This is a genomic window from Georgenia daeguensis (genome assembly GCF_039537705.1).
In the GTDB taxonomy this organism is placed as follows: Bacteria; Actinomycetota; Actinomycetes; order Actinomycetales; family Actinomycetaceae; genus Georgenia; species Georgenia daeguensis.
Genome location: NZ_BAABBA010000005.1, coordinates 153,983 through 180,729 on the forward strand (window position 1 = coordinate 153,983; position 26,747 = coordinate 180,729).

Genomic DNA, 26,747 nt, shown 5'->3' on the forward strand with positions numbered 1-26,747 from the left:
ACGCCCTTCGACGCGCCTGGCAGGTCCGCATGGCCTCTCCGCTGCACCGCGAGCGCGCGGACGCCCTCCCCCGCACGCCGGAGGGGGGCGCCGCCGAGGACGTCCGCCCGCTGCGCGAGCGGGCCCGGGAGGTGCTCGAGGTCCCGGGGCGGCCAGCGGTACGGACCCTCGTGCGAGGCGTGGGCGTGCTCACGGCCCTCTCCATGGTTGCGGCGCTCCCCTGGGGCGGCGTCGGCCTGTCGCTCATGGCCCTGGTGCTGCTCGGGGTCACGCTCGCGCGGGTGCTCCGCCTGTCCGGGGGCCTGCAGCTCCTCACGTGCAGCACGCTTCTCGTCGCGGCGTGGGCGGCACTGCTCCAGCTCTACCAGCGGTGGTGGTGGCTGGACGTCGTCGTGCACGTGGTGGCCACGGGCCTGCTCACCGTGCTGGCGGTGGTCCTCCTCGCGCGGACCGCCCTGCTCCCGGCCCCGGCGCCCGGGCGGCCAGGGCGGCGCGGGCTGGGCGCCGTCGCCGTCGCCGCGGGGATCTCGCTCGCCGTCGTGTGGGAGCTCGGCGAGTGGGCGGGGCACCTCTACCTGGACCCGGCCATCTACGTCAGCGCCGCCGACACGGCCGGTGACCTCGCGGCGGGCGGGCTGGGCGCCGCCGTCGCGGCGTGGTGGCTGGCGACGCGGCGGGCCGTCGTGTGACGGGCTCTCGCACGAGAGGGCCGGTCACCCCGCGGATCAGCGTGGTGATCCCCGCCCGCGACGACGCCCCCGCCCTGCGCGTGTGCCTCACGGCGCTCGCGGGGCAGAGCACGGCCCCGGCGGAGGTGATCGTCGTCGACAACGGCTCGACCGACGGGACCGCCGCGGTGGCCGCCGAGCTCGGCGCGCGGGTGGTCCACGAGCCGGTGGCGGGCATCCCCCGGGCCGCGGCGGCCGGCTACGACGCGGCCACCGGCGACGTCGTCGCGCGGCTCGACGCCGACACGGTCGTGGGGCCGGACTGGGTGGAGCGCATCGCGGAGATCATGGGCGCCGACGACGCTCCGGTCGCCGTCACGGGCACCGGCCGGTTCTACGGCCTCCCCGCGGCGGCCGCCCGGCCGGCGACCTGGGCCTACCTCGGCGCGTACTACCTGCTGTGCCACGCCGCGCTGGGCCACCACGCCCTGTGGGGGTCCAACATGGCGGTGCGCCGCTCCGCCTGGGACGAGGTCCGGGCCGCCGTGCACACCGAGGACCCCGAGCTCCACGACGACCTGGACCTCGCGTTCGTGCTCGGCCCCCACCGCCGGATCGTCCTCGACCGGACGCTGCGGGTGCGTGTCTCCGGCCGGTCGGTGCGCGGCCGGGCCCAGTGGCGCCGCCGGATGCGCCGTGCGTGGCGCACCATCCTGCTCAACTGGGAGGACCTGCCGCCGTGGGAGCGGTGGGCTGTCAGGCTCCGGCCGTCCGGCTAGAGCTCGACGGTCCCGGAGTCGCCCTCCACCCGCCTGCCGGTCACCTTGGACTTCACGAGGTTGGCCAGCTGGACGACCTTGGCGCCCGGCGAGTCCCAGTACTCGGCGGACTCGGCGGAGACGTGGAGGAGGACGTTGCGCGGGTCCTCGGGCCCGCCCTGCATCCAGGCGTCGGTGAAGGTGTTCCACAGCTCGGCCAGCTTGGCGTGGTCGTCGAGCACGCGGGCGGTGCCGGACAGCGAGACCCACGAGGAGTCGCCGGCGTAGGCGACGTTGACCCGCGGGTGGGCGGCGACGTCGGTGACGACGCTGCTGTCGCGCTCGACGATGAAGTAGACGTCGCCGTCGAAGTCGACGTCCTGCGTGGCGAGGGGCCGGGAGTGCAGCTCACCGCCGGAGGTGGTGGTCGTGACCATGGCCGTGCGGATGCCCTTGATCAGGTCCGTCACCTTGGTTCGGGGGTCCTTGTCGGTCACGGGTGTCTCCTCTCGACGTCGTCCGGACGGCCGGTGCCGCCGGCCCTCCCACGCTAGGTGCGGCCGTCCCGGGCCGCGCGTCGGGGACAGCGGCACGGGTGGGAGCGGGGCGCACCGGCGCGCCGGGGTCGCGCGGATCACGTCCCTGCCCCGTCCCCGCGGTGGCCCCCGCCGCCCGCGACGCACGACAATGGACGGATGCCCGACGGCCCGCTGATCGTCCAGTCCGACAAGTCCCTCCTGCTGGAGGTCGACCACCCGCGCGCCACGGAGGCCCGCCGGGCGATCGCCCCGTTCGCCGAGCTCGAGCGCGCCCCGGAGCACGTGCACACCTACCGGCTCACCCCGCTCGGCCTGTGGAACGCCCGCGCCGCCGGGCACGACGCCGAGCAGGTGGTCAGCGCGCTCATCGAGTACTCCCGGTACCCGGTGCCGCACGCGCTGCTGGTCGACGTCGCCGAGACGATGGACCGCTACGGGCGCCTGCAGCTGGTCATGCACCCCACCCACGGCCTGGTCCTGCACGCCCTCGACCGGCCGGTGCTCGAGGAGGTCCTGCGCTCCAAGCGGGTCAAGGGTCTCCTCGGCGAGCGGATCGACGACGAGGACGTCGTCGTCCACCCGTCCGAGCGGGGCCACCTCAAGCAGGTGCTGGTCAAGCTCGGCTGGCCCGCCGAGGACCTCGCCGGCTACGTGGACGGCGAGGCGCACGCCATCGACCTCGAGCAGGACGGCTGGCACCTGCGGCCCTACCAGGAGGAGGCCGTCGACACCTTCTGGCACGGCGGCTCCGGCGTCGTCGTCCTGCCCTGCGGGGCGGGCAAGACGCTGGTCGGTGCCGGGGCGATGGCGCGGTCGAAGACCACCACGCTGATCCTGGTGACCAACACGGTCTCGGCACGGCAGTGGCGCGAGGAGCTGGTCCGGCGTACGACGCTGACCGACGACGAGATCGGCGAGTACTCCGGGGCCCGCAAGGACGTCCGGCCGGTCACGATCGCGACCTACCAGGTGCTCACCACCCGGCGGAAGGGCGTCTACACCCACCTCGAGCTCCTCGACGCCCACGACTGGGGCCTCATCCTGTACGACGAGGTGCACCTGCTGCCGGCGCCGATCTTCCGGATGACGGCGGACCTGCAGGCCCGGCGCCGGCTGGGGCTGACCGCGACGCTCGTGCGCGAGGACGGGCGCGAGGACGAGGTGTTCTCGCTCATCGGCCCCAAGCGCTACGACGCGCCGTGGAAGGACATCGAGGCGCAGGGCTACATCGCGCCCGCGGAGTGCGTCGAGGTCCGCCTGACGCTGCCCGAGCACGACCGTCTGGTCTACGCGACGGCCGAGCCGGAGGAGCGGTACCGGCTGGCGGCGTCCGCGCCGGGCAAGACGAAGATCGTCCGCCAGATCCTCGAGCGGCATCCCGGTGAGCAGACCCTGGTGATCGGGCAGTACCTCGACCAGCTCGACGAGCTCTCCGAGTCGCTCGGCGCCCCGCTCATCACCGGGCAGACCACGGTCACCGAGCGGCAGCGGCTCTTCGACGCGTTCCGCACCGGGGAGATCCAGGTGCTCGTGGTCTCCAAGGTCGCGAACTTCTCGATCGACCTGCCGGAGGCGTCCGTGGCCGTGCAGGTGTCGGGGTCGTTCGGGTCGCGCCAGGAGGAGGCCCAGCGCCTGGGGCGCCTCATGCGGCCGAAGGCGGACGGCAGGACGGCGCACTTCTACGCCGTGATCGCCCGGGACACCGTGGACCAGGACTTCGCCGCGCACCGGCAGCGGTTCCTCGCCGAGCAGGGATACGCGTACACGATCATCGACGCGGAGGACCTCGCCACGGCTTGAGGAGCGACCCGCACCGCGCTGCTCCGAGCGGTTCTGCGGGTCCTCGTCCGTTCCCGTCGGACGGTGCGGCGTCTCGCGCCGTCGGCCGGCGCCCGGAGGCGCCGACCGACGTGTCGCCCGAGCCGGGGCGGCTCAGCGCGTGCTGAACGCCGCGTCGAAGGCGGCCGACGGCGGCGCGAACGCCAGCGAGCGCACGAACTCCAGGGCCTCCGGCGCGCCGACGAGCCGGTCCATCCCGGCGTCCTCCCACTCGACGGAGATCGGGCCGTCGTAGCCGATGGTGTTGAGCATGCGGAAGGAGTCCTCCCACGGCACGTCGCCGTGCCCCGTGGAGACGAAGTCCCAGCCGCGGCGCGGGTCCGCCCACGGCAGGTGGGAGCCGAGCCGCCCGTTGCGGCCGTTGCCCACCCGGCGCTTCGCGTCCTTGCAGTCCACGTGGTAGATGCGGTCCTTGAAGTCCCACATGAACCCGACCGGGTCGAGGTCCTGCCAGACGAAGTGGCTGGGGTCCCAGTTCAGGCCGAACGCCTCGCGGTGGCCGATCGCCTCCATCGTGCGCACCGTCGTCCAGTAGTCGTAGGCGATCTCGGAGGGGTGGACCTCGTGGGCGAAGCGGACGCCGACCTCGTCGAAGACGTCGAGGATCGGGTTCCACCGGTCGGCGAAGTCCTGGTAGCCGGCGTCGATCAGCTCGGCGGAGACAGGCGGGAACATCGCGACGTACTTCCAGATCGCCGACCCGGTGAAGCCGACGACGGTCTTGACGCCGAGACGCGCCGCTGTGCGTGCGGTCAGCTTCATCTCCTCGGCCGCCCGCCGGCGGACGCCCTCCGGGTCGCCGTCGCCCCACACCCGGTCGGACAGCATGTCCCGGTGGCGCTGGTCGATCGGGTCGTCGCAGACCGCCTGTCCCTTGAGGTGGTTGGAGATCGCCCAGACCTTCAGGCCGTACCGGTCGAGGATGTCGAGCCGGTCCTGGATGTAGGCGTCGTCCTCGGCGCCGCGCCAGGGGTCGAGGTGGTCGCCCCAGCAGGCGATCTCGAGCCCGTCGTAGCCCCACTGCGACGCCAGGCGGGCGACCTCCTCGAACGGCAGGTCGGCCCACTGGCCGGTGAACAGCGTGATCGGTCGTGCCATCTCACTCTCCTCGGCTCTGCCCCGCGGGGGCGGGGACGTCATGGTCGGCGGCCGCAGGTGCCGCGGCCTCGGCGGCCCGGCGGTGCTCGGGGATCTCGGTGTACTCGCTGCGGCGCCCGGCCGAGCGCTCGACGGCGTCGAGGACCCGCTGGACGGCGAGCCCGTCGTCGAAGGACGGCGTGGGCTGCTCGCCGGCGTCGATCGCCCGGACCAGGTCGACGGCCTGGTGGACGAACCCGTGCTCGTAGCCCAGCCCGTGCCCCGGCGGCCACCAGCTGCCCGTGTAGGGGTGGTCGGGCTCGGTGACGACGATCCGCCGGAAGCCGGCGGTGCGCGCGGGCTCGCGGGCGTCGTAGTAGTGCAGGACGTTCATGTCCTCGAAGTCGAACGCCAGGGACCCCGCGGACCCGTTGACCTCGATGCGCAGCGCGTTCTTGCGGCCCCAGGCGAACCGGGTGGCCTCGAAGACCGCGGGGGCGCCGCCGGCGAGCTCGCCGGTGAACATGGCGACGTCGTCGACGGTCACGGGGCCGCGCCCGGCGCCGCCCCGGCCGCTCAGGCCCGCGAAGCTCTCGGCGACCGGCCGCTCCCTCACGAGGGTGTCGAGGCGGCCGGAGACGCCGGCGACGCGCTGGCCGGTGATGAAGTGGGTGAGGTCGACGATGTGGGCCCCGATGTCCCCCAGCGCCCCGGAGCCGGCCTTCGCCTTGTCGGTGCGCCACGACAGCGGCGTGCTCTCGTCGGCCAGCCAGTCCTGGAGGTACTGGCAGCGCACCTGCCTGACCTCGCCGACACGCCCCTCCGCGACGAGCTGCCGGGCGAGCGTGAGCGCGGGGACGCGCCGGTAGGTGAACCCGACCATCGACAGCACCCCGCGGGCGGCGGCATCCGCCGCGGCGGACGCCATCTGCTCGGCCTCGGCGAGGGTGTTCGCCATCGGCTTCTCGACGAGGACGTGCTTGCCGGCCGCGAGCGCGGCGGTGGCGATCTCGGCGTGGGTGTCCCCGGGCGTGCAGATGTCGACCAGGTCGACGTCGTCGCGCTCGACGACCCGGCGCCAGTCGGTCTCCACCTCTGCCCAGCCGAGCGTGCGCGCGGCCTCCGCCGACCGCTCCGGCGAGCGGCCGACGAGGACCTGCATGACCGGCTCGCGGGGGAGGTCGAAGAACCTCGGGGCGACCCGCCAGCCCTGGGAGTGGGCCCGCCCCATGAAGGCGTACCCCACCATCGCCACCCGCAGGGGGCGGCGTGCTGCTTCACTCATGTTGTCTTCCTCTCGCACCGGTTCCGGACGCGGCGGCCGACCCGGCCCGGGCCTCGGTCGGCCCGGGCCGGGTCGTCGGCGTCAGGACTGGAACGCGGTGGGCAGGTACTGGTCGACGTTGTCGGCGGTGACCACCGGGGCGTGGAGCTGCACGAGGCGGGGCACCTCGACCTCCACCAGGTCGCCCATGGCCTTGCCCTGAGCCAGCAGGCGGGCGAGGCGGATGCCATCGGCGGCCTGGGTGGACGGGTAGATGACGGTGGCCTCGACGACGGAGTCGCCGGCCTTGATCTTGTCCATCATGTTCTTCGAGCCGGCACCGCCGACGAGGAAGAACTCGTCGCGGCCGGCGTTCTCGATGGCCGCGAGGACGCCGACACCCTGGTCGTCGTCGTGGTTCCAGATCGCGTCGATCTCCGGGGCGGCCTGGAGCAGGTTCGCCGTCGCCGACTCGCCCCCCTGGACGGTGAAGTCGGCCGCCACACGGTTGGAGACCTCGAGGCCGCACTCGCCGAGCGCGTCCGCGAAGCCCTGGCTCCGATCCTGGGTCAGGGGCAGGTTGTCGATGCCGGCGATCTCGGCGATGACGGCGTCCTCCTGGCCCTCGAGCCGCTCGCAGACGTACTGGCCCGCGCTGCGGCCCATGCCGTAGTTGTCGCCCAGGACGGTGACGCGGGCGGCCTCGGGGCGGGAGAACTCGCGGTCGACGTTGATGACCGGGATGCCGGCCTCCATCGCCTCGGTCGCCACCTCGGTGAGGGCGGCGCCGTCGAAGGGCAGCAGGACGATCGCGTCGACGCCGTCGTTGATGAAGGTCTCGACCTGCGAGATCTGGAGGTTGACGTCGTTGGTGCCCTCGGCGACCTGGAGGTCGACGTCCTCGAACTTGGCGGCCTCGTCCTCCGCGGCGGAGGTGATGGCACCCATCCAGCCGTGGTCGGCGGCGGGGGCGGAGAAGCCGATGGTGACGGTCTCACCGGGCTCGTCGTTGGCGCCGGCCGCGACGCCGGCGTTCCCGCCGCCGTTCGCGGTGTCGGCGGTCTCCTCGGGGGCGTTGGACGTGCAGGCGGCCAGCAACGCCGCGGAGGCGATCAGCGCCGCGGGGGCGGCGAGGCGACGGAGGGACATGGTGGTCTCCTTTGACGTGGGGGAACGGTGTGGTCGGGGGTGTCGGTCGGTCAGGGTCTGGGTGAACGGCGGCCGGGGCGGTGCCACCGCCGGTCCGCGGGCCTCGCGACCGGCGTCAGCTCGATCTGGCGCGCGCGGCGAAGCGCTGCTGGAGCAGGACGGCGAGGACGATGATCGCGCCCTTGGCGAGGGCCTGCGCCGAGATGGAGAGGTTGTTCTGGATGAAGATGTTCGTCAGGACGGCGAAGACCAGCACGCCGAGCACGGTGCCGAAGATCGTGCCGCGGCCGCCGATGAGCAGGGTGCCGCCGACGACGACGGCGGCGATCGCGTCCAGCTCGTACAGGTAGCCGTGGGTCGAGCTGCCGGCGGTGGTGCGGGCGAGCATCATCAGGGCGCCGATGCCGGCGGTGAGCCCGGCCAGGGTGAACACCCACATCGTGTGGCGCTGCACCTTGATGCCGGCGAGGCGGGCGGCCTCGGGGTTGCCGCCGACGGCGATGGTGCGCCGGCCGAAGGTGGTGCGGGCGAGCAGCACCCACCCGGCGACGGCGACGATCACGAAGATCCACACGATGACGGGCACGCCGAGGACGTCGGCCCGGAAGAAGTCGAGGTAGCCCTCGACGGAGACGATCTGCGTGCGGCGTTCGGAGATGATCTCCGCGAGGCCGCGGGCCGCGACGAGCATGGCCAGGGTGGCGATGAAGGGGACGACCCTGCCGTAGGCGACGATCAGCCCGTTGATCAGCCCCGCCCCGGCACCGACCGCGAGGGCGGTGAACACCATGACGATCCAGTGGACGTCCTGGGCCATCGTCTGGGTCGCCAGCGTCGACGCCCACACCGTCGCGAGACCCATCACGGACCCCACCGAGAGGTCGATCCCCCCGGCGGTGATGACGAAGGTGACGCCGATGCTGATGACACCGATGACCGCGGTCTGCTCGAGGATCACCATGATGTTGCTCAGGCCGACGAACCGCTCGCCCGAGGTGACGACGCCGATGACGACGAGCAGGACGAGCGCGATGATCAGGCCCAGGCTGTGGCCGAGGCCGAGCTGGAACCTCGGTGCGCGCCTGCCGCGCGCCACGGACGCGCTGACGTCCCGGTTGGTCGGCGGCAGCCCCGTCCCCCCGGGGATGCTGCCGGCCGGCACGGTGGCCGGCTGGTTCTCGCTCATGCGTGGGTTCCTTCCATGACAAGGTCGAGCACGCGGTGCTCGTCGATCTGGTCCGCCGGACCGGAGTGGACGACCGCGCCGTCGGCGATCACGAGGACGTGGTCGGCCAGGCCGAGCACCTCCTCGATCTCGCTGGAGACGACGACGATCGCGGCTCCCTCGGCGGCGAGCCGGCGGATGAGCGTGTAGATCTCGGCGCGGGCGCCGACGTCGACGCCGCGCGTGGGCTCGTCGAGCAGCAGCACGGTGCAGCCGTGGACGAGCCAGCGGGCCAGCATCGCCTTCTGCTGGTTGCCGCCCGAGAGGGTACGGATGACGCGGCGGGGGTCCGCCGGCGCGAGCTGGAGCGCTCCGATCTGCTCCTCGGCGGCGGCCCTCTCGGCCCGCTCGTCGAGGAAGCCGCCGCGGGCGAAGCGCCCGAAGGTGGAGAGTGTGATGTTGCGGAAGACGGGTTCGTCGAGAAGCAGCCCCTGGCTCTTGCGTTCCTCAGGGGCAAGGCCGACGCCGGCGTCCACGGCGGCCGGCACCGAACCGCGGCGAAGGGGCCTGCCGTTGACCTTCACCGTCCCCGCGGTGGCGTGCCGGGCACCGTAGAGGGTCTCGAGGATCTCCGAGCGGCCGGCGCCGACGAGCCCCGCGAGCCCGAGGATCTCCCCCGGCCGGACGGTGAAGGAGACGTCCGAGAACACCCCGGCCAGGGCGAGCCCGTCGACCTCGAGGACGGGCTCGCCGGAGGTGGCGCCGCTGCCTGCACCACCGAAGTTCATCTCGACGTCCCGGCCGGTCATGAGCGGGATGAGCTTCGCCGTCGGCGTGTCCGCGACGGCGAGGCCGGTGGCGACCGTCCGGCCGTCCTTGAGGACGGTGATCCGGTCCCCGATCTGGCGGATCTCCTCGAGGCGGTGGGAGATGTAGATGATGGCGACGCCCTCGGCGCTCAGCGAGCGGACGACCCGGAAGAGGTTGGCGACCTCCTCGGGGTCGAGCACCGCGGACGGCTCGTCCATGACGATGACCTTGGCGTCCCGGGAGAGCGCCCGGGCCATGGAGACGATCTGCTTGCCCGCCGCCGAGAGCCGCCCCACCTCTCGGGAGGGGGAGATCTCCGGGTGGCCGAGCCGGCGGAGCAGCTCGCGGGCGCGCTCGTGCGCCTCCCCCCGCCTGAGGAAGCCGCCGTTGGCGAGCTCGTGGCCGAGGTAGATGTTCTCGGCGACGCTGAGCCCGTCGACCACGTCGAGCTCCTGGTACATCGTGGCGACGCCGAGCTCGAGCGCGGCCTGGGGCGAGTCGATGCTCACCGGCTCGCCCTGCCAGAGGATCTCTCCCCGGTCGGGGCGGTGGGCCCCGGCCAGGGTCTTGATGAGTGTCGACTTGCCGGCGCCGTTCTGCCCGAGGAGGCAGTGGACCTCACCTGCCCGGATGTCCAGGTCGACGCCGTCGAGCGCCTTGGCTCCGGGGAAGTGCTTGACGATGCCGCGCATCTGCAGCAACGACGGTGCGGGGTCTGCTGTGACCATGCGCACAACGTAGGGAGACTTTCGTCGCGCGTCAAGCAAAAGATGTCGCTGCAGGCGCGGATGAGCGCCTGGATAAGTGGTTAACTTCGGGTATGGCACTCCTCCAGACAGTGGAAGGCGGGACCACGAGGAAGTGGACGCAGCCCGCCCCGCCCAGCAGCGCCGGCAGCCTCTTCCAGCTGCTGCGGGACGGCAGTCCCCGCACCCGCGCGGAGCTCGCGGCAGTCACCGGGCTGGCCCGGTCGACCATCTCCGCCCGCGTGGACGACCTGCTGGCCTCCGCTCTTGTCACGCCCACCGGCGAGGCGGCCTCGACCGGCGGCCGGCCGCCGGCGACCTTCGCGTTCAACCCCGGTGCCCGCTACGTCGTCGCGGTGGACCTGGGGGTCAGTCATGCACGCGTCGCCGTGACCGACCTGGCCAGCAATGTCCTGGCCGAGGAGACGTTCGACCAGTCCATCGCCGACGGCCCGGTCGCCGTCCTCGGTGCGGTCACCGAGGTCGGGCGCCGGCTCGTCGAGAAGGTGGGCAAGCCGCTCTCGGACCTCGCGGGCGTCGGCATCGGGCTGCCGGGCCCGGTCGAGCACGACACGGGCCGGCCGACCAGTCCGCCCGTCATGCCGGGCTGGGACCGCTTCGACGTCCCGGGGAACCTGCGCGAGGCGTTCCCGGGGCCCGTCCTCGTCGACAACGACGTCAACATCATGGCCCTCGGTGAGCACGAGGCCGTCTACCCGGACGTCGAGGACATGATCCTCGTCAAGATCGCCTCGGGCATCGGCGCCGGGATCATCAGCGACGGGCAGCTGCAGCGCGGGGCGCAGGGCGCCGCCGGGGACCTCGGCCACATCGCGGTGCCCGACGGCAACACCACCCTGTGCACCTGCGGGAACGTCGGCTGCCTGGAGGCGGTCGCCTCCGGCCCGGCGGTCGCCGCGCGGCTGCGCGAGCGCGGCTACGAGATCGACACGAACGCCCAGCTCGTCGAGCTGGTGCGTTCCGGGGACCGCGGCGCCGTCCAGGCGGTGCGCCAGGCCGGGCGGGACATCGGCGCCGTGCTCGCCGGGGTCGTCAACATGCTGAACCCCTCCGTCATCGTCATCGGCGGTGTCGTCGCCGCCGTCGGGGAGCACCTGCTCGCCGGCATCCGCGAGTCGGTCTACAGCCGCTCCCTGCCGCTGGCCACGCAGCACCTGCGGATCGTCAGCTCCCGGACGGAGGGCCGCGCGGGCGTTCTCGGCGCGTCGGCTCTCGTCACGCAGCACGTGCTCTCCGCCGACGGCGTCAACGCCATCACCGGCGCCACCGCCGACTGACGCGCGGTCGCCCCGCCGACGGAGCCCGGGGGTCCGCCCTCGCGAGACCCGTCAGCGCGCCCGGCGCAGCTGGCCGACGAACCCCTCGGCGACGGCGCGGCCCGCCCGGGCGACCTCCTGGTCGTGCCTGCGCGCGGCCGTCGTGAGCGCCTCGGCGTCGACCCCCGGCCTGCCCGACGCCCAGGCACCGAGCAGGTCCGGCGACGCCTCCGGGTGGAACTGCACCCCGAGCGCGGAGCCGAGCCGCATCGCCTGCACCGGGTACCGCGCGGAGCGCGCCAGCGCCGTGGCACCGGGCGGGAGGTCGACGACCGCGTCCGCGTGCATCGAGGGCACCAGTGCGGGGCCGTGGGCGGCGGCCGGTCCGAGCACCGGGTCGTCCACGGCCTCGGGGTGCCAGGAGATCGGCACGACGCCTCGCTCCGGCCCGGGCGCCGCGCCGACCTCCACGCGCCCGCCGGTCGCGGCGGCCAGCAGCTGGTGGCCCAGGCAGATGCCGAGGACCGGCAGCTCGTGCGCGACGGCGTCAGCCAGCAGGCGCCGGAGGGCGGGGAGGAAGGGCGTGCCGTCGTCGTCGTAGGCGTTGGTCCGCCCGCCGAGCACCAGCAGGCCCGAGCCCACGTCGGGGACCTCGGGCACGGGGTCGCCGGCCCACGGGCGGACCCACCGCAGCGAGGTTCCGCCCAGCCAGGTGCCGAACCGGTCGAGCGGGACCGTCGCGTCCGGCTGGACCACGGTCAGGACCACGAGCTCCACGCCACCACCGTACGAGCACCGCCGGATCGCTGCGCCGGGGCGCAGCGGAGCGCGGCGCGAGCTGTCACCGGACCGCAACGGTTCACCCGGCGCGAGGTTCCTGTTCTCCTCCCTGGGCGAAAGCGCGCCATATTCGTTGCGCGACCGCGGCGAGGCCGACAGGATCACGGTGTGAGACCCGTCGCGCTCGTGAGATCCCTGGCTGCCGCCGTCCTGGTCGCGGTGCCCGCCGTCGCCGTCGCGGGACCGGCCGCCGCGGAGCCGCCGACGAACCTCGCCGACCAGGTGACCGACACCGCGGAGGTCCTGAGCGACAGCGACGAGGCCGAGATCCAGGCCGCGTTCGACGAGGTCGAGAGCAGCACCGGCCAGATGGTCTTCGTCGCCTTCGTCGACAACTTCGAGGGCATGAACGCCACCCAGTGGTCCGTGGACACCGCCGAGCAGTCCAGCCTCGGGCCGAACAACGTGCTGCTCTCGGTCGCGGTCGGCGACCGGGCCTACGTCTACGCGCTCCACTCCGAGTCCGCCGTGAGCGAGGCCGAGATCCGGCAGGTCATGAGCGAGAACGTCGAACCGGCGCTCGGCGCGGACGACTGGACCGGCGCAGCCGTCGGCTTCGCGCAGGGCGTCGGTGACGCCGCCGAGGGCGGACTGTCCGGGGCGGAGGGCGGGGGCGGCCTGGGCAGCTTCCTCACCGTCGCGCTCGTCGGCCTGCTCGTCATCGGCGGGATCGGCCTGTTCCTCGTCGCCCGCCGGAAGAAGGGGGTGGCGGGCGAGCCCCGCCAGGCACGTCAGCAGCTGCCGCCGGGCCACCCGCTCACCCTGCCCACGCCGGAGCTCGCGAAGCGCGCGGGCACCGCCCTGCTGGGCGCCGACGACGCCATCCGCAGCTCCGAGGAGGAGCTCGGGTTCGCCAAGGCCCAGTTCGGGCTCCAGGCCACCGACCAGTTCACCGCGGCGCTGACCCAGGCGAAGCAGAAGGCCCAGCGCGCGTTCGCGCTGCGCCAGCAGCTCGACGACGAGATCCCCGAGACCGAGCCCCAGCAGCGGCAGATGTACGCCGAGATCCTGCAGCTGACCTCGGAGATCGACGAGACGCTCTCCGCCCAGGCGCAGCACTTCGTCCGGCTCCGGGACATGCAGGCGCGTGCCCCGCAGGTCCTCTCCGAGCTCGACCAGCGCGCCACGGAGGTCGAGCGCGAGATCGAGGGCGCCCGCGCCCAGCTCGCGCGGCTCGCCAACCAGTACCCCGCCGCGGCGCTGGCATCGGTGTCGAGGAACCCGGACCAGGCCAAGGCCCTGCTGGTCTCCGCGCACGAGTCCGTGGCGACCGGCCGCGCCAAGGTCGAGGCCGGGGACCGTCAGACGGCCGTGACCCACGCCCGGGTCGCGGAGGAGGCCGTCGCCCAGGCGAGCACCCTGCTCAAGGCCGTGCACGGCGCTGGGCAGGCGCTGGCCGAGGCCGGCAACCGGCTCGACACCGCCCTCGCCTCCATCACCCGCGACGTCCAGGACGCCAACCGCCTGGCGCCGAACGACCCGGCCGTCATCGCGCGCCGCAAGGAGGCCGAGGCCGCCATCGCCCAGGGCCACCAGGCGCGCACCGGCGGTGACCCGCTGGCCGCCCTCCAGCGTCTGCACTCGGCCGAGACGGCGATCGACGCCGTCCTCGCCCCCGCGCGCGACGCGGACGAGGTCCGCCGTCGGGCGTCCGCCCAGCTGCAGGACCGGCTCGGCCGGCTCAACTCCCAGATCCGGGCCGTGTCGGACTACATCTCGACGCGGCGCGGCACGGTCGGCACCGAGGCCCGCACCCGGCTCTCGGAGGCCACCCGCCTCGCCTCCGAGGCGAACCGGCTCTCCACCGCCGACCCGGTCGCGGCCATGCAGCTGGTGGCCCAGGCCGAGCAGATGGCCGCCGACGCCCAGCGTCTCGCCGAGCGCGACGCCGACCGTTACGACCCGTGGGGTGGCGGTGGCGGGTTCGGCGGCGGACGCCGCGGCGGCATCGACGTGGGCTCCCTGATCCTGGGCGGCATCCTCCTGGGCGGCGGCGGCCACGGGGGCGGCTGGGGCGGCGGAGGCGGCTTCGGCGGCGGCGGCTTCGGCGGGGGTGGCGGAGGCTTCGGCGGCGGCGGCTTCGGCGGCGGCGGTGGTCGCTTCTGACGGCCGCCCCGACGCCGGATACCTCGCCCGGGCACAGCTGACCCGTCCGATCCCCAGACCCACGACGTGAACGAGACCCCAACCACAGAAGGGCATCACCATGGCAGAGAAGCAGAGCATCCTTGGCCGCATCGCCCAGCTGACACGTGCGAACATCAACGCGATCCTCGACCGTGCCGAGGACCCGCAGAAGATGCTCGACCAGCTGGTGCGTGACTACACCTCCTCCATCGCCGAGGCCGAGGACGCGGTCGCCGTGACCATCGGCAACCTGCGGCTGGCCGAGCAGGACCACGCCGCCGACCTCGCCGACGCCCGCGACTGGGGCCAGAAGGCGCTGGCGGCGTCGAGCAAGGCGGAGGAGCTGCGCGCCGCCGGCGACGCCACCGAGGCTGCCCGCTTCGACAACCTCGCCAAGATCGCCATCGGCAAGCAGATCACCGCCGAGAACGAGGCCAAGGCCGCCGAGCCGATGATCGACTCGCAGAACGAGGTCGTCGAGAAGCTCAAGACCGGCCTCACCCAGATGCGCGTCAAGCTCGACGAGCTCAAGGGCAAGCGGGACCAGCTCGTCGCCCGGGCCAAGACGGCCGAGGCCCAGGCCACGGTGCAGGGCGCCATCTCCTCCATCAACATCATGGACCCGACCAGCGAGATCGCCCGCTACGAGGAGCAGGTCCGCCGCGAGGAGGCCCGCGTGGCCGGCCACGCCGAGATCCAGGGCTCCACGCTGGAGTCTCAGTTCGCCGAGCTCGAGGACTACGGCCGCAACGCCGAGGTCGAGGCCCGCCTCGCCGCCCTCAAGAGCGGCGGCACCTCCGCGGCCCCGCAGATCAACGCCGCGAACGCCACCGACGAGGGCTCGGCCGTCCCGGCGCCCGAGGAGGACCGCACCACCTACTGACGCAGGCTCCGGCCGCGGCCCCGGCTGCCCCCTGACGCCGGCCCCGGCTGCGCGCGCAGCGCCGCACCAGGCCCTCACCCGCTGGGTGGGGGCCTGGTGCGTCTGTGGGCTGCGCGGGTCAGCGCCCGCGATGGCGGGTCCATCCCCGCGGCGGCACACTCACCCCATGAGGTGGACAAAGGCGCTCCTCCCCGCCGCCGGCCTGGCGGGCGTGGCCGCGCACGACCTGCTCCAGCGCCGGCGCAGCCTGCTGCGGAACTTCCCGGTCATCGGCCACGCCCGGTACGCCATCGAGGCGATCGGGCCCGAGCTTCGTCAGTACGTCGTCGCCGGCAACGACGAGGAGCGGCCCTTCACCCGCGACCAGCGCCGGTGGATCTACGCCTCCGCCAAGGGCGAGAACAACTACTTCGGCTTCGGCACCGACAACGACATCGAGCGCACCGACGGCTACCCGATCATCAAGCACCGCACGTTCTCCGCCGTCGCCCCGCCCTCCCACCCGCGCGCGGGTGAGGAGATCACCCTGCCGTGCGCGAAGGTGATGGGAGCCGCGCGGGGCCGGGCCAAGGCGTTCCGGCCGGAGTCGGTCGTCAACGTCTCGGCGATGAGCTTCGGCTCCCTCTCCTCCAACGCCGTCCGGGCGATCAACGAGGGCTGCGCGCTGACCGGGGCCCTGCACAACACCGGCGAGGGCGGGCTCGTGCCGCACCACCGCCACGGCGGCGACCTGATCTTCCAGATCGGCACGGCCTACTTCGGGTGCCGCGACCTCGACGGCGCGTTCGACCTCGAGCGGCTGAAGGACCTCGTCGCCTCGGCGCCCGTGCGCGCGCTGGAGATCAAGCTCAGCCAGGGCGCCAAGCCGGGCCTCGGCGGGGTGCTGCCGGCGGCCAAGGTGTCCGCCGAGATCGCCGAGATCCGCGGGGTCCGGCCGGGTCAGGACTGCATCAGCCCGTCCCGCCACGCCGAGTTCAGCGACGTCGACAGCATGCTCGACTGGGTCGAGCTCCTCGCCGACGCCACCGGGCTGCCGGTCGGGATCAAGTCCGCCGTCGGCGACCTCGACTTCTGGCACGGCCTCGCCGCCGCCATGGCGGACGGCCAGCGCGGCGTCGACTTCATCACCGTCGACGGCGGCGAGGGTGGCACGGGCGCCGCCCCGCTGACCTTCAGCGACTCGGTCGCCCTGCCCTTCCGTGTGGGGTTCCCGCGGGTCTACAGCATCTTCGCCGACGCCGGGCTGACGGACCGCATCGTCTTCACCGGCTCCGGCAAGCTCGGCCTGGCGGACAACGCCATCGTCGCCCTCGCCCTCGGGTGCAACCTCCTCGGCGTCGCCCGCGAGGCCATGTTCGCCATCGGCTGCATCCAGGCGCAGAAGTGCCACACCGACACCTGTCCCGTGGGGGTGGCGACGCAGAACGCCTGGCTGGCGCACGGGCTGGACCCGGCGGTGAAGTCCGTCCGGCTCGCCGGGTACATCCGCACGCTGCGGCGGGACCTGCTGAAGGTGGCCGAGTCCTGCGGCGTGCTGCACCCCGGGCTCATCGACGTCGACGACGTGGAGATCCTCTCCGGCAACCAGGAGGGGCGGCCGCTGCGCGACGTGGTCGGCTACCGGCCGGGCTGGGGCACGCCGTCGGCCGAGCAGCAGGCCGAGCTGACCGCGCTGATGACCGCCGAGGCGCCCCGGGGCGGCACGGCACCGGAGTCGGACACGACCCAGGGGTGAGCGAGCCGTCGCCGGGCTCGCCCGACGGCGGACCGCCGCGGGCGAGCCCGCCGTGCTCAGCGCCGCCCGGGCAGGTACATCCGGGACGAGCCGATCGTCGTGATGCGCTCCTCGGCCAGGTGGTCCGCCGCGCGCGCCGGGCTGATGCCCTGCTCCTCGGCCCGCCGGAGGACGGCCACGGTGGCGTCGAACAGCTTCTCCACGCGGTGCTTCGCCCGCTCGAAGACGAACCCCTCGAGCTCGTCCGAGACCTGGATCACGCCGCCGGAGTTGACCAGGTAGTCCGGCGCGTAGGTGATCCCACGCTCGAGGAGGCGCTCGGGGATGCCGCCCTCGCCGTCGTCGGCCAGCTGGTTGTTCGCCGAGCCGCACACCACCCGGGCGCGCAGGGCCTCCACGGTCGCCGCGTCGAGGGCGCCGCCGAGCGCGCAGGGGGCGTAGACGTCGAGGTCGGCCCGCACGAGGGCGTCGGTGCCGGCGACGACGTCGACCTGGGGGTGGGAGCGGCGCAGGCGGTCGACCGCGGCGTCGCTGACGTCCGTCACCACGACGTTCGCGCCCGCCTCGAGCAGGTGCCCGACGAGGAGGTGGCCGACCTTGCCCACGCCGGCCACGCCGACGGTCCGCCCGCGCAGGGAGACGGTGCCCCAGACGTGGTCGGAGCAGGCGCGCATGGCGGTGAAGACGCCGAACGCCGTCAGGACCGACGGGTCCCCCGCACCGCCGTGCGGCTCGCTGCGGCCCACGACGAAGTCGGTCTCCCGGTGGATGACGTCCATGTCCGCCACGTAGGTCCCGACGTCGCACGCGGTGACGTAGCGCCCGCCGAGAGACTCGACGAAGCGGCCGTAGGCCCGCAGGAGCGCCTCGGACTTCTCCCGGGTCGGGTCGCCGATGATGACGGCCTTGCCGCCGCCGAGGTCGAGCCCGGCGAGGGCGTTCTTGTAGGTCATGCCCTTCGACAGGCGCAGGGCGTCCGCGAGCGCGTCGTCCTCCGACTCGTACGGGTAGTACCGGGTGCCGCCGAGCGCCAGCCCGAGCGCGGTGCTGTGGACGGCGATGATGGCGCGGAGGCCGGAGGCGGCGTCGTTGCAGTAGACGACCTGCTCGTGGCCGTGCGCGGGGTCGAAGGGACCCGGGGCGCGGAACGTGGCGACGGGGGCGGTGCGGGTGTGCGCATCGGGGCGCGACAGGGTGGTCACGGTGATCGACTCCTTCGTCATCTCGTGGATGAGCCGGCGCCGGGCCGAGGGGTGTGGGCCCGGTCACCTACGAGACAAGGGTAGTCCGGACGAACCGGACCGGCCCGCTCTCCGGTTCATCGGTCACGTGGCTCCGGTCCACCGGCGCTGTCCCCGTCCGGCGGTGCGCGATGATCGCCCCATGGATTTCCAGGACGTGGTGCGTCGACGGCGGATGGTGCGCCGTTACTCCCCCGAGCCGGTCGCGCCCCGGTCGGTGGACCGGCTGGTTCGCAACGCGGTCCGCGCACCGAGCGCCGGCTTCTCGCAGGGCTGGGGGTTCCTGGTGCTCGACCGGCCCGAGGACGTCGCCCGGTTCTGGGAGGCGGCCACCCCGCCGGCCCGCGCGGCCCGGCCGGACCGCTGGCTGCGCGGCATGCGCACGGCACCGGTGGTGATCGTGCCGTTCTCCTCCGAGGCCGCGTACCGCCGTCGCTACGGCGAGGCGGACAAGGCGCGCGCCGACGACGCCGGGTGGGGCGTGCCGTACTGGCACGTCGACGCGGGGATGGCCGCGCTGCTCATCCTCCAGACCGCCGTCGACGAGGGGCTCGGCGCCTGCTTCTTCGGCGTCCCGCCCGGCCGGGTCGCGCCCCTTCGCGCGGCGTTCGGGGTCCCGGAGGACCACGCCCCGGTCGGCGCCCTCACCGTGGGCCACCCGGCGCCGGACGAGCGGCCCGGCGGGTCGGCGGTCCGGCGGCCGCGCCGCCCGCTGGAGGACGTCGTCCACCGGGGTCGCTGGACGTCCTGACCGGCCTGGTCGGGCGGCCGTGGCGCGGAGACCGCGTTCAGCCGCCGCCGACGGCGGTGCGCAGGCCCGCCCGCACCGCGTCGGGCAGCTCCGCCCAGTCGGCCACGGTGTCCAGGTCCGTCGCCGTGCCGGGCCGGAGCACCACCCCCGGCACCACCCCGAGCCGCCGAGCCTCGCGCTCGTGCGCCTCGCGGCTGCCCGGGCCGAACCGGAACCGGAAACCACTGACGGTGCCGGCGAGCACGAGGGCGTTCGTGCCGGTGCCGAGCCGGTCCGGGGCGATCACGACCGGCGCCGCCGGCGCCAGCAGCGCCCGGACGTCGTCAGCCGCGAGAAGGGGCAGGTCCGCGTGCACGACCAGCACCCGCGCGGCGCCGGCGGCCAGCGCCCGCTCCTGGCCCACGGCCACCGCCTCGTTGAGCCCAGGCCGGTCGACGGGCTGCGCGACCACCTCGACGCGTCCGTCGGGCCCGACCACCTCCGCGGCGAAGCCCGGGTCCGCGGTCACCACGAGCACCCGCGAGACGCGCCCGGCGAGCAGCGCGCCGAGCACGTGGCGGGCCAGGACGGCCACCAGCCGGGACCGCTCCTGCGGGTCCAGCTCCGCGGAGAGCCTCGTCTTGCCGGCCGCGCCGCCGCGCAGGGGGACGACGGCGATCACGGGTCCGTGCCCCTGCCCCCGGGCGGGCGCCGCGGCCCGGGCCCCGCCCTGCGCCGGCGTCATCACGTGGCGAGGATCTCGCGGGCGAGCCGCTCGCGGTCCTCGGGCCCGCCCATGACCGTGCCGGTCACCATCACGGTCATGCCGAGCTCCTCGATCGCGGCCGCGAGCCCGCGGTCGCTCTCGTCGATCACGTACACGTCGACCAGGCCCGCGTAGAGCCGGGCCACCCCGAGCGCGGAGACCTCGTGCCCCATGGCGGCGAGCATCGCCGCGGCCGGGCCCTTGAGGGCGCGACCGCCCACGATCGGGCTGACCGCCACGCGGCGGGCACCGGACACCGCGAGCGCCTCACGCACCCCCGGCACCGCGAGCACCGGCCCGATGCTCACGAACGGGTTGGACGGCCCGATCACGACGACGTCGGCGTCGAGCGCCTCGAGGACCCCGGGCGCCGGGATGGCCCGCTCGACGCCGTCCAGGACCACGCCGAGCACCTCGTCCGCGTGGCGCCGCGCCACGAAGTACTCCTGGAACTCGAGGCGGCCGGCGGGCGTGTCGACGCGGGTGGCGACGGCGTCGTCGGTCATGGGGAGCAGCCGGGCCCGCACGCCCAGGGCCGAGGCCAGCTCCGCCGTCGCCAACGAGAGGGGCACGCCGGCGCGCAGGCGGGCGGTGCGCAGCACATGGGTGGCGATGTCGCGGTCGCCGAGGCGGAACCAGGTGTCCTGGCCGAGCCGCGCCATCGCCTCGAGGGTGGCGTAGGTGTCCCCGGCGATGCCCCAGCCCTGCTGCGGGTCGGCGATCCCGGCGAGGGTGTACATGACCGTGTCGAGGTCGGGGCTGATCGACAGGCCGTAGACGACGGCGTCGTCCCCGGTGTTGACCACCACGGTGAGGCCCGCGGCGGCGCGGTCCAGGCCCTGCGCGAGCTTCGCGCCACCCACCCCGCCGGCGAGCAGGGTCACGTTCCGGACGTCTCGCACCGGCCAAGCCTATGCCGCCGCGCTGTGCGGCCGGTCCGCGCCACTAAGGTGAGCGCATGCCCGACTCCCTCACCACCTATCTGCTCGTCGACGGCGAGAACATCGACGCCACCCTCGGCATGAGCGTGCTGAACCGCCGGCCGGAGCCGTCCGAGCGGCCGCGCTGGGACCGCGTGATGCACTTCACGGAGGAGGTGTGGGACGAGGCCGCCCGCGGCCTGTTCTTCCTCAACGCCACCTCGGGCCAGATGCCGATGGGCTTCGTCCAGGCGCTGCTGGCCATGAACTTCCACCCCATCCCGCTGGCGGGGACGGTCCACGAGAAGGTCGTGGACATCGGTATCCAGCGAACGATGGACGCCATCCTCGAGCAGGGCTCCGGGGACGTGCTGCTGGCCTCGCACGACGGCGACTACATCCCCCAGGTCGAGCGCCTCCTGGACGCCGGGCGCCGCGTGGGCGTGCTCTGCTTCCGCGAGTTCCTCAACTCTGAGCTGGCCGGACTGACCGAGCGCGGCCTGAAGATCTACGACCTCGAGGACGACCTCGGCGCGTTCACCTCGGTGCTGCCGCGCGTGCGGATCATCCCGCTCACCGCGTTCGACCCGACCCGTTATCTCTGATGCCGCACGGCACGACCCCCGCCGACGGCGGGGACCCGCTCGCGGGCTCCGTCCTGCTGCGCCGGGTGCGCCCAGTCCTGCCCGACGGCGGTGCCGGCGCGGCCGCTCCCCCGCCGCCCGGACCGGTCGACCTGCGCATCACGGACGGCGTCATCTCCGCCGTCGGACCCTCGCTGCCGCGCGAGCCGGGCGAGCAGGAGCTCGACGCCGCAGGCCGCTGGGCGATCCCGGGGCTGTGGGACCACCACGTCCACCTGTCGCAGTGGGCGCAGACCTTCACCCGGCTCGACGTCTCCGCCGCGCGCAGCGCCGCCGCGGCGCTGGACCTGCTCGCGGCGTACCTGCCGACGGTGCCGCCCGGGCGCGACGTCCCGGTGGTGGCCTACGGCTTCCGGCACGCCACCTGGGCGGACCGGCCCACGCTGACGGCGCTCGACGCCGTCGCGGCCGGCCGGCCTGTGGTGATGCTCTCCGGCGACGTGCACAGCGGCTGGGTCTCCACCCGGGGCCGCGAGCTCCTCGGCCTGCCGCTCCCGGCCGACGACGACGGGCTGGTCCGCGAGAACGTCTTCTTCACGGCGCTGGCGCGGCTGGCCGACCTGCCGGGCGGCGACCCGGCCCAGGGCCTGCGCCGGGCGCTCTCGGACGCCGCCGCGCGCGGCGTCGTCGGCGTGACGGACCTGGAGTGGGCGCGCAACGCGGCCGAGTGGCCGCCGCGCGTGGCCGCCGGTCTCGACCTGCTGCGCGTGCGCACCGCCACCTACGCCGACGGCCTCGACGAGATCCTCGCGGGCGGCCTGCGCACGGGCGACCCGCTGCCCGGCGGCCGCGGCCTGCTGACGATGGGGCCGCTGAAGGTCATCTCCGACGGCTCGCTGAACACCGCCACCGCCCACACGTCTCTGCCCTACGAGCACCCGCAGGACCCCAGCCACCCGCACGGGGTCCAGAACGTGACGCCGGAGGAGCTGACGGACCTGGTGCGCCGCGCCACGGCCGGCGGGATCGAGGTGGCCGTGCACGCGATCGGCGACGCCGCCGTCGCCATCGCCCTCGACGCCGTCGAGGCCGCCGGGGCCCGCGGCTCGATCGAGCACGCCCAGCTCCTCGCCCCGGACCAGCCGGCTCGGTTCGCCCGGCTCGGGGTCGTGGCCAGCGTGCAGCCGGCGCACCTGCTGGACGACCGCGACGTGACCGAGCGCCTCTGGCCGGGCCGCGCAGGGCAGAGCTTCCCGCTGCGGTCCCTGCTCGACGCCGGCGCGCGCCTGGCCTTCGGCTCCGACGCGCCGGTCGCGCCGCTGGACCCGTGGCTGGCGATGGCCGCGGCCGTCCACCGCAGCGCCGACGAGCGCGCCCCCTGGCACCCCGAGCAGCACCTCACGGCGGCGGAGGCGCTGGCGGCGTCGACGAACGGCCGGGGCTCGCTGCGCGCCGGGGCGCCCGGGGACGTCGTCCTGCTCGACGCCGACCCGCTCGCCCCGCCTTCAGACGGCCCGGGCCACACCGCCGCCACGGCCGCGCACCTGCGGTCGATGCACGTCGCGGCGACCCTCGTGGCCGGGCGCGCGACCCACCTCGCGCTCTGACCCGGCCCGCGCACCCGTTAGCGTTGGTGCGTGAACGAGCGTCGCTTCGCCCAGGTCGATGTCTTCTCCCTGGTCCCCTTCGCCGGCAACCCCGTGGCCGTGGTGGTCGACGGCGAGGGCCTCTCCGATGCCGAGATGCAGCGGTTCGCCACCTGGACCAACCTCTCCGAGACCACGTTCCTGCTCCCGCCCACCACCGACCAGGCGGACTACCGGGTGCGGATCTTCACCACCGACGGTGAGCTGCCCTTCGCCGGCCACCCCACCATCGGCTCCGCGCACGCCTGGCTCCAGGCCGGTGGGACCCCGCGCACGCCGGGCCGCCTGGTGCAGGAGTGCGCGCAGGGTCTCGTGCCGCTGCGCGAGACCGGCGGCCGGTGGGCGTTCGCCGGGCCCGAGCTCACCCGGTACGAGCCGCCGTCGGGCGAGGAGCTCGAGCGGGCGACCCGCGGCCTCGGGCTGAGCGCCGAGGACGTGCTCGACGCCTCCTGGCTCGTCAACGGGCCGGAGTGGCTCGCGCTGCGGGTGGCCTCGGCCGACGTCGTCCTCGGGATCCGCCCGGACTACGCGGCGCTCGGCGACCTGTTCGTCGGCGTCGTCGGGCCGCACCCGGCCGACGACGGCGCCCCGGGCCGGGACGACCGGCCCACCTTCGAGGTCCGCGCCGTCATGGGCACGGGCACCGAGGACCCCGTCACCGGCAGTCTCAACGCCGGGCTCGCCCGCTGGCTCCGGGACACCGGGGTCGCACCGGCGGCGTACGTCGCCGCCCAGGGCACCGTGCAGGGCCGCAGCGGCCGCGTGCACGTCACCGACGACGACGGCGAGATCTGGGTGGCGGGCGACGCCGTCACCGGCGTCGAGGGCACGGTGCGGCTGTGAGCGGCGACCTGCCCCGGGAGCTGCGCGACGCCGGCGAGGACCTCCCGCCGCGGAGCCGCCGGCCGGCGTGGCACCGGGTCGTCGCCGGCCTGGTCGTCGCGGCGATGGTGGTCACGCTGCTGCTCTACACCGGGATGGCGTTCTTCTGACCCGCAGCGGTTCCTCGCCGAGCCCCCAGCCTGCTCCCAGGCAATCCCCAGGCCGGCGCGCCACACTGGGCCCATGAACGCCATGTCCCCGGCGGCCGCCGCTCGGCCCGCGGCCGAGGCTCGCCTGCTGGTCGTCGACGACGAGCCCAGCATCCGCGAGCTCCTCTCGGCGTCCCTGCGGTTCGCCGGCTTCGACGTCGTCACGGCCGGGGACGGCAACGCCGCCCTGCGGGCCGCCGCCGAGCAGCCGCCGGACCTCGTGGTGCTCGACGTGATGCTGCCCGACATGGACGGCTTCACCGTCCTGCGCCGGCTGCGCGCGCACGGCGACAGCATCCCCGTGCTCTTCCTCACCGCCCGCGACGACATGTCCGACAAGGTCCAGGGGCTCACCGTCGGCGGCGACGACTACGTCACCAAGCCGTTCAGCCTGGAGGAGGTCGTCGCCCGCATCCGGGCCGTCCTCCGGCGCACCAGCCCGCCCGCGGAGAACGACGGTGCCCGCCTCTCCTACGCCGACCTGGAGCTGGACGAGGACGCGCACGAGGTGCGCCGCGCGGGCCGGCTCGTGGACCTCTCCCCCACCGAGTTCAAGCTCCTGCGCTACCTCATGATCAACGCCGAGCGCGTGGTGTCGAAGTCCCAGATCCTGGACCACGTGTGGGACTACGACTTCGCCGGCGACCCGGCGATCGTCGAGTCCTACATCTCCTACCTGCGCCGCAAGATCGACACCGCCGACAACCTCGGCCTCACCGGCCCCGAGGCGGCCGCGCTCGCGCCGCTGATCCACACCAAACGCGGCGTCGGCTACGTGCTGCGCCGGATGCCGGCCTGATGGTCGGTCGCCTGCACGACCGGTGGCGCGCCGTCCCGCTCAGCGCCCGCCTCGTCGCCATCATCACGACCCTCCTGCTCGTGGGTCTCACGGCGGCGGCCCTGGTCACCGTGACGGTCCTGCGCGCGAACCTCATCGGCCAGGTGGACCGCCAGCTCGAGGCCTCCGCCCACGACCTGGCGCAGCGCACGGTCGACCAGCTCACGGGGAGCCGCCCGCTCTCCGACACCAACGTGCTGCCCTCGGACTACTACGTGCGCGTGCAGGTCAGCGGGGTCGGTGTCGAGGAGCTCATGAGCCCGCGCACCGCCGAGGAGGTCGGCCGGCCGCGTCTCGGCGACGTCGACCTGAGCAGGCTCTCGGCCGCCGACGCCGAGCCGGTGACCGTGCCCGGCGACGGCGGTGAGCACGGGCACGTGCGGTGGCGGGCCACCACCATGCCGCTGCGTGCGCCCGGCGAGGGTCAGGTCCTCGGCGCGGTCACCGTCGCGCTGCCCATGGTCGGGGTGGACCAGACCCTGGGCGGCACCAGCAGGCTGATCATGCTCTCGGGCCTGCTGATCGTCGTCGGCGGCGGCCTCGCCGCCTGGGTCGCGGTCCGCCGCTCCCTCGCCCCGCTGCGCGAGATCGAGGCGACCGCCGGGGCCATCGCCGACGGCGACCTCTCGCGCCGCATCCCGGCCCTGCCGGAGACGACGGAGGTCGGCTCCGTGGCCCGCTCCCTCAACGTCATGCTCGCCCAGATCGAGGAGTCCTTCGCCGCGCGGACCGCGTCGGAGCGACGCATGCGCCGCTTCATCTCCGACGCCTCGCACGAGCTGCGCACGCCGCTGTCGACCATCCGCGGCTACGGCGAGCTGTACCGGATGGGCGGGGTCCCGCCCGAGAAGCTCCCGCAGGCCCTCGGCCGCATCGAGTCCGAGGCCACCCGCATGGGCAACCTCGTCGAGGACCTGCTCCAGCTCGCACGGCTCGACGAGGGCCGCCCCCTGGTCCTCACGGACGTCGACCTGACCGCCGTCGCCCGCGACTCCGCCGCCGACCTCCACGCCCAGGCGCCCGACCGCCGCGTCGCCGTCGTCCCGCTCGCCGACGGCGGAGCCCGGCCGGTCCCGGTGGTGGTCCGTGCCGACCGGGACCGCATCAGCCAGGTCGTCGCCAACCTCGTGGGCAACGTGCTGCAGCACACCCCGGCCGGCACGCCCGTCGAGCTCGCGGTGGGGGTGGTCGAGCCGGGCTGGGCGCAGCTCGAGGTGCGGGACCACGGGCCGGGCATCGCGCAGGAGGACGCGGCGCGGGTCTTCGAACGGTTCTACCGCGTCGACCCCTCGCGCACGCGCAGCTCCGGCGGGTCCGGGCTCGGGCTGGCGATCGTCGCCAGCATCGTCGGGGCCCACGGCGGGGCCGTGCGGGTGGTGCCGACGCCAGGCGGCGGGACCACCGTCCAGGTGGCCCTGCCGGCTGGCGAGCCGTCGGTGCCGTCACACCCCGGTCAGGTGCGGGCTAGCGACGGTGTGCCCCCCGTGGTGGGTGCCGTGGGAGGAGTACAGACGGAACCGCAGCAGCATGACGCCCAGCATGACGGGGCAGGCGAGCCCGGTCTGGATCTCGATCAGGCTGGACTGCGGCACGGCGCCCGTCAGGTAGCCGACGATCAGCAGTAGCCCGACCACCAGGGTGGCGCCGGCCATCTCGAGCGTGGGGCGCCAGTCCATGCCGCGGAACCGCATCCAGGCCGCCATCGGGACGGTGAGGTTGACGGCGATCACCGCGACGGAGAGCACAGGGGCACGCTCGGGGAGCTGGGTGTAGCCCAGGAGCGCAGCGCCCTGGAAGAACAGCAGCGAGAGCGCAAGTGCGCTGACGCACATGACCACGCACATCTCGGCCAGGTGGAGGAGGAACCGACCCGCAGGTGCGGTCACCCTCCTGACGGCTCCGTCCTGCGTGGGTGCCCGTGATCTGTGGGTGAAGGCTGTGGCGCGCATGATGACCCTCCCTTCGGCCGGGCAGGCTCCGGGGTGGAGCCCGATCTCCGGGACAACGGGTCGGCACCGTCTACCCCGGACGGCGGCCGGGGTGCCGGTGATGCGGCAATTGTCCGACTGGTGGCCCTCGCCGGGCCAGGGACGAAGGTCCCCGGCCGGCGCCGG

General features: G+C 74.2%; 24 protein-coding genes. 14 read left to right on the forward strand and 10 right to left on the reverse strand.

What is annotated here, in order from left to right; genetic code table 11:
• The first annotated feature begins 29 nt into the window (after positions 1-29).
• Positions 30-689 carry a DUF2238 domain-containing protein gene (locus ABD774_RS06825; protein ID WP_345039138.1) on the forward strand — a complete coding sequence of 220 codons (660 nt, stop codon included), beginning with the start codon at positions 30-32 and terminating at the stop codon, positions 687-689.
• A gap of 41 nt (positions 690-730) precedes the next feature.
• Positions 731-1,447, forward strand: coding sequence for a glycosyltransferase family 2 protein (locus tag ABD774_RS06830; protein WP_345039139.1), 717 nt, complete (start codon positions 731-733; stop codon positions 1,445-1,447).
• On the opposite strand, the gene ABD774_RS06835 is transcribed toward ABD774_RS06830, so the two are convergent.
• Entirely contained in the window at positions 1,444-1,923 is a 480-nt protein-coding gene (locus ABD774_RS06835) for a pyridoxamine 5'-phosphate oxidase family protein (RefSeq protein WP_345039141.1), read from the reverse strand. The two genes, ABD774_RS06830 and ABD774_RS06835, sit on opposite strands and share 4 nt — an antisense overlap.
• A gap of 198 nt (positions 1,924-2,121) precedes the next feature.
• On the opposite strand from ABD774_RS06835, the gene ABD774_RS06840 reads away from it, so the two are divergent.
• Positions 2,122-3,765 carry a DNA repair helicase XPB gene (locus ABD774_RS06840; protein WP_345039143.1) on the forward strand — a complete coding sequence of 548 codons (1,644 nt, stop codon included), beginning with the start codon at positions 2,122-2,124 and terminating at the stop codon, positions 3,763-3,765.
• Positions 3,766-3,897: 132 nt separating this feature from the next.
• On the opposite strand, the gene ABD774_RS06845 is transcribed toward ABD774_RS06840, so the two are convergent.
• The 5 genes from ABD774_RS06845 to ABD774_RS06865 all read right to left on the reverse strand — a co-directional run bounded on the left by ABD774_RS06845 (position 3,898) and on the right by ABD774_RS06865 (position 9,997).
• Positions 3,898-4,902, reverse strand: a complete 1,005-nt coding sequence (locus ABD774_RS06845; protein WP_345039144.1) for a sugar phosphate isomerase/epimerase family protein — start codon at positions 4,900-4,902, stop codon at positions 3,898-3,900.
• Between the two features lies 1 nt (position 4,903).
• The gene (locus tag ABD774_RS06850) at positions 4,904-6,166 is read right to left on the reverse strand and encodes a Gfo/Idh/MocA family protein (protein ID WP_345039146.1); all 1,263 of its coding nucleotides are present in this window, start codon (positions 6,164-6,166) and stop codon (positions 4,904-4,906) included.
• An 81-nt stretch (positions 6,167-6,247) separates the two neighbouring features.
• On the reverse strand, positions 6,248-7,294 hold the full coding sequence (locus ABD774_RS06855; protein WP_345039148.1) for a substrate-binding domain-containing protein: 1,047 nt from the start codon (positions 7,292-7,294) through the stop codon (positions 6,248-6,250).
• 115 nt (positions 7,295-7,409) lie between these two features.
• Positions 7,410-8,480: an ABC transporter permease gene (locus ABD774_RS06860; RefSeq protein ID WP_345039150.1), complete on the reverse strand. Its 1,071-nt coding sequence runs from the start codon at positions 8,478-8,480 to the stop codon at positions 7,410-7,412.
• Complete coding sequence (locus ABD774_RS06865) at positions 8,477-9,997, reverse strand: sugar ABC transporter ATP-binding protein (RefSeq protein ID WP_345039152.1); 1,521 nt, start codon at positions 9,995-9,997, stop codon at positions 8,477-8,479. The genes ABD774_RS06860 and ABD774_RS06865 overlap by 4 nt, the downstream gene beginning before the upstream one ends.
• 92 nt (positions 9,998-10,089) lie before the next feature.
• On the opposite strand from ABD774_RS06865, the gene ABD774_RS06870 reads away from it, so the two are divergent.
• Positions 10,090-11,313, forward strand: coding sequence for an ROK family transcriptional regulator (locus ABD774_RS06870; RefSeq protein ID WP_345039153.1), 1,224 nt, complete (start codon positions 10,090-10,092; stop codon positions 11,311-11,313).
• 51 nt (positions 11,314-11,364) lie between these two features.
• Here the strand turns inward: ABD774_RS06870 and ABD774_RS06875 are convergent, their stop codons facing one another.
• Positions 11,365-12,069, reverse strand: coding sequence for a type 1 glutamine amidotransferase (locus ABD774_RS06875; protein WP_345039155.1), 705 nt, complete (start codon positions 12,067-12,069; stop codon positions 11,365-11,367).
• A 171-nt stretch (positions 12,070-12,240) separates the two neighbouring features.
• Here ABD774_RS06875 and ABD774_RS06880 point away from each other — a divergent pair, with 171 nt between their 5' ends.
• The 3 genes from ABD774_RS06880 to ABD774_RS06890 all read left to right on the forward strand — a co-directional run bounded on the left by ABD774_RS06880 (position 12,241) and on the right by ABD774_RS06890 (position 16,877).
• A complete protein-coding gene (locus ABD774_RS06880; RefSeq protein WP_345039157.1) occupies positions 12,241-14,238 on the forward strand; it encodes a TPM domain-containing protein in 1,998 nt (665 codons plus the stop codon).
• Positions 14,239-14,338: 100 nt separating this feature from the next.
• Positions 14,339-15,142, forward strand: a complete 804-nt coding sequence (locus ABD774_RS06885) for a PspA/IM30 family protein (protein WP_345039160.1) — start codon at positions 14,339-14,341, stop codon at positions 15,140-15,142.
• A gap of 166 nt (positions 15,143-15,308) precedes the next feature.
• Complete coding sequence (locus tag ABD774_RS06890) at positions 15,309-16,877, forward strand: glutamate synthase-related protein (RefSeq protein WP_345039162.1); 1,569 nt, start codon at positions 15,309-15,311, stop codon at positions 16,875-16,877.
• A gap of 56 nt (positions 16,878-16,933) precedes the next feature.
• Here the strand turns inward: ABD774_RS06890 and ABD774_RS06895 are convergent, their stop codons facing one another.
• A complete protein-coding gene (locus tag ABD774_RS06895; RefSeq protein ID WP_486327282.1) occupies positions 16,934-18,070 on the reverse strand; it encodes a Glu/Leu/Phe/Val family dehydrogenase in 1,137 nt (378 codons plus the stop codon).
• Positions 18,071-18,260: 190 nt separating this feature from the next.
• Between ABD774_RS06895 and ABD774_RS06900 the strand changes: the two genes are divergently transcribed.
• The gene (locus tag ABD774_RS06900) at positions 18,261-18,869 is read left to right on the forward strand and encodes a nitroreductase family protein (protein ID WP_345039166.1); all 609 of its coding nucleotides are present in this window, start codon (positions 18,261-18,263) and stop codon (positions 18,867-18,869) included.
• 37 nt (positions 18,870-18,906) lie between these two features.
• Here ABD774_RS06900 and cofC read toward each other — a convergent pair whose 3' ends face one another.
• Both cofC and cofD read right to left on the reverse strand, forming a co-directional pair.
• Positions 18,907-19,593 (reverse strand): 2-phospho-L-lactate guanylyltransferase, encoded by a 687-nt coding sequence (gene cofC, locus ABD774_RS06905; RefSeq protein WP_345039317.1) that lies wholly within the window; start codon positions 19,591-19,593, stop codon positions 18,907-18,909.
• Complete coding sequence (gene cofD, locus ABD774_RS06910) at positions 19,593-20,516, reverse strand: 2-phospho-L-lactate transferase (protein WP_345039169.1); 924 nt, start codon at positions 20,514-20,516, stop codon at positions 19,593-19,595. Before cofD ends, cofC begins: the two co-directional genes overlap by 1 nt.
• Before the next feature lie 56 nt (positions 20,517-20,572).
• On the opposite strand from cofD, the gene ABD774_RS06915 reads away from it, so the two are divergent.
• From ABD774_RS06915 to ABD774_RS06940, 6 genes are all read left to right on the forward strand, one after another.
• The gene (locus ABD774_RS06915; RefSeq protein ID WP_345039170.1) at positions 20,573-21,139 is read left to right on the forward strand and encodes an NYN domain-containing protein; all 567 of its coding nucleotides are present in this window, start codon (positions 20,573-20,575) and stop codon (positions 21,137-21,139) included.
• A complete protein-coding gene (locus ABD774_RS06920) occupies positions 21,139-22,725 on the forward strand; it encodes an amidohydrolase (RefSeq protein ID WP_345039172.1) in 1,587 nt (528 codons plus the stop codon). The genes ABD774_RS06915 and ABD774_RS06920 overlap by 1 nt, the downstream gene beginning before the upstream one ends.
• Before the next feature lie 30 nt (positions 22,726-22,755).
• Positions 22,756-23,607, forward strand: coding sequence for a PhzF family phenazine biosynthesis protein (locus tag ABD774_RS06925; protein WP_345039175.1), 852 nt, complete (start codon positions 22,756-22,758; stop codon positions 23,605-23,607).
• Complete coding sequence (locus ABD774_RS06930) at positions 23,604-23,756, forward strand: hypothetical protein (protein WP_345039177.1); 153 nt, start codon at positions 23,604-23,606, stop codon at positions 23,754-23,756. Before ABD774_RS06925 ends, ABD774_RS06930 begins: the two co-directional genes overlap by 4 nt.
• A gap of 73 nt (positions 23,757-23,829) precedes the next feature.
• Complete coding sequence (locus ABD774_RS06935) at positions 23,830-24,594, forward strand: response regulator transcription factor (protein WP_486327278.1); 765 nt, start codon at positions 23,830-23,832, stop codon at positions 24,592-24,594.
• Positions 24,594-26,258 (forward strand): sensor histidine kinase, encoded by a 1,665-nt coding sequence (locus ABD774_RS06940; RefSeq protein WP_345039179.1) that lies wholly within the window; start codon positions 24,594-24,596, stop codon positions 26,256-26,258. The genes ABD774_RS06935 and ABD774_RS06940 overlap by 1 nt, the downstream gene beginning before the upstream one ends.
• Positions 26,259-26,747: the final 489 nt, after the last annotated feature.

Coding starts and splice junctions, on each gene's coding strand:
- cofC (WP_345039317.1), bottom strand. CDS start 19,593: ATGACGCCGGCGCAGGGCGGGGCCCGGGCCGCGGCGCCCGCCCGGGGG.
- ABD774_RS06915 (WP_345039170.1), top strand. CDS start 20,573: ATGCCCGACTCCCTCACCACCTATCTGCTCGTCGACGGCGAGAACATC.
- ABD774_RS06845 (WP_345039144.1), bottom strand. CDS start 4,902: ATGGCACGACCGATCACGCTGTTCACCGGCCAGTGGGCCGACCTGCCG.
- ABD774_RS06855 (WP_345039148.1), bottom strand. CDS start 7,294: ATGTCCCTCCGTCGCCTCGCCGCCCCCGCGGCGCTGATCGCCTCCGCG.
- ABD774_RS06885 (WP_345039160.1), top strand. CDS start 14,339: ATGGCAGAGAAGCAGAGCATCCTTGGCCGCATCGCCCAGCTGACACGT.
- ABD774_RS06825 (WP_345039138.1), top strand. CDS start 30: ATGGCCTCTCCGCTGCACCGCGAGCGCGCGGACGCCCTCCCCCGCACG.
- ABD774_RS06890 (WP_345039162.1), top strand. CDS start 15,309: ATGAGGTGGACAAAGGCGCTCCTCCCCGCCGCCGGCCTGGCGGGCGTG.
- ABD774_RS06870 (WP_345039153.1), top strand. CDS start 10,090: ATGGCACTCCTCCAGACAGTGGAAGGCGGGACCACGAGGAAGTGGACG.
- ABD774_RS06840 (WP_345039143.1), top strand. CDS start 2,122: ATGCCCGACGGCCCGCTGATCGTCCAGTCCGACAAGTCCCTCCTGCTG.
- ABD774_RS06860 (WP_345039150.1), bottom strand. CDS start 8,480: ATGAGCGAGAACCAGCCGGCCACCGTGCCGGCCGGCAGCATCCCCGGG.
- ABD774_RS06935 (WP_486327278.1), top strand. CDS start 23,830: ATGAACGCCATGTCCCCGGCGGCCGCCGCTCGGCCCGCGGCCGAGGCT.
- ABD774_RS06850 (WP_345039146.1), bottom strand. CDS start 6,166: ATGAGTGAAGCAGCACGCCGCCCCCTGCGGGTGGCGATGGTGGGGTAC.
- ABD774_RS06865 (WP_345039152.1), bottom strand. CDS start 9,997: ATGGTCACAGCAGACCCCGCACCGTCGTTGCTGCAGATGCGCGGCATC.
- ABD774_RS06920 (WP_345039172.1), top strand. CDS start 21,139: ATGCCGCACGGCACGACCCCCGCCGACGGCGGGGACCCGCTCGCGGGC.
- ABD774_RS06940 (WP_345039179.1), top strand. CDS start 24,594: ATGGTCGGTCGCCTGCACGACCGGTGGCGCGCCGTCCCGCTCAGCGCC.
- ABD774_RS06900 (WP_345039166.1), top strand. CDS start 18,261: ATGGATTTCCAGGACGTGGTGCGTCGACGGCGGATGGTGCGCCGTTAC.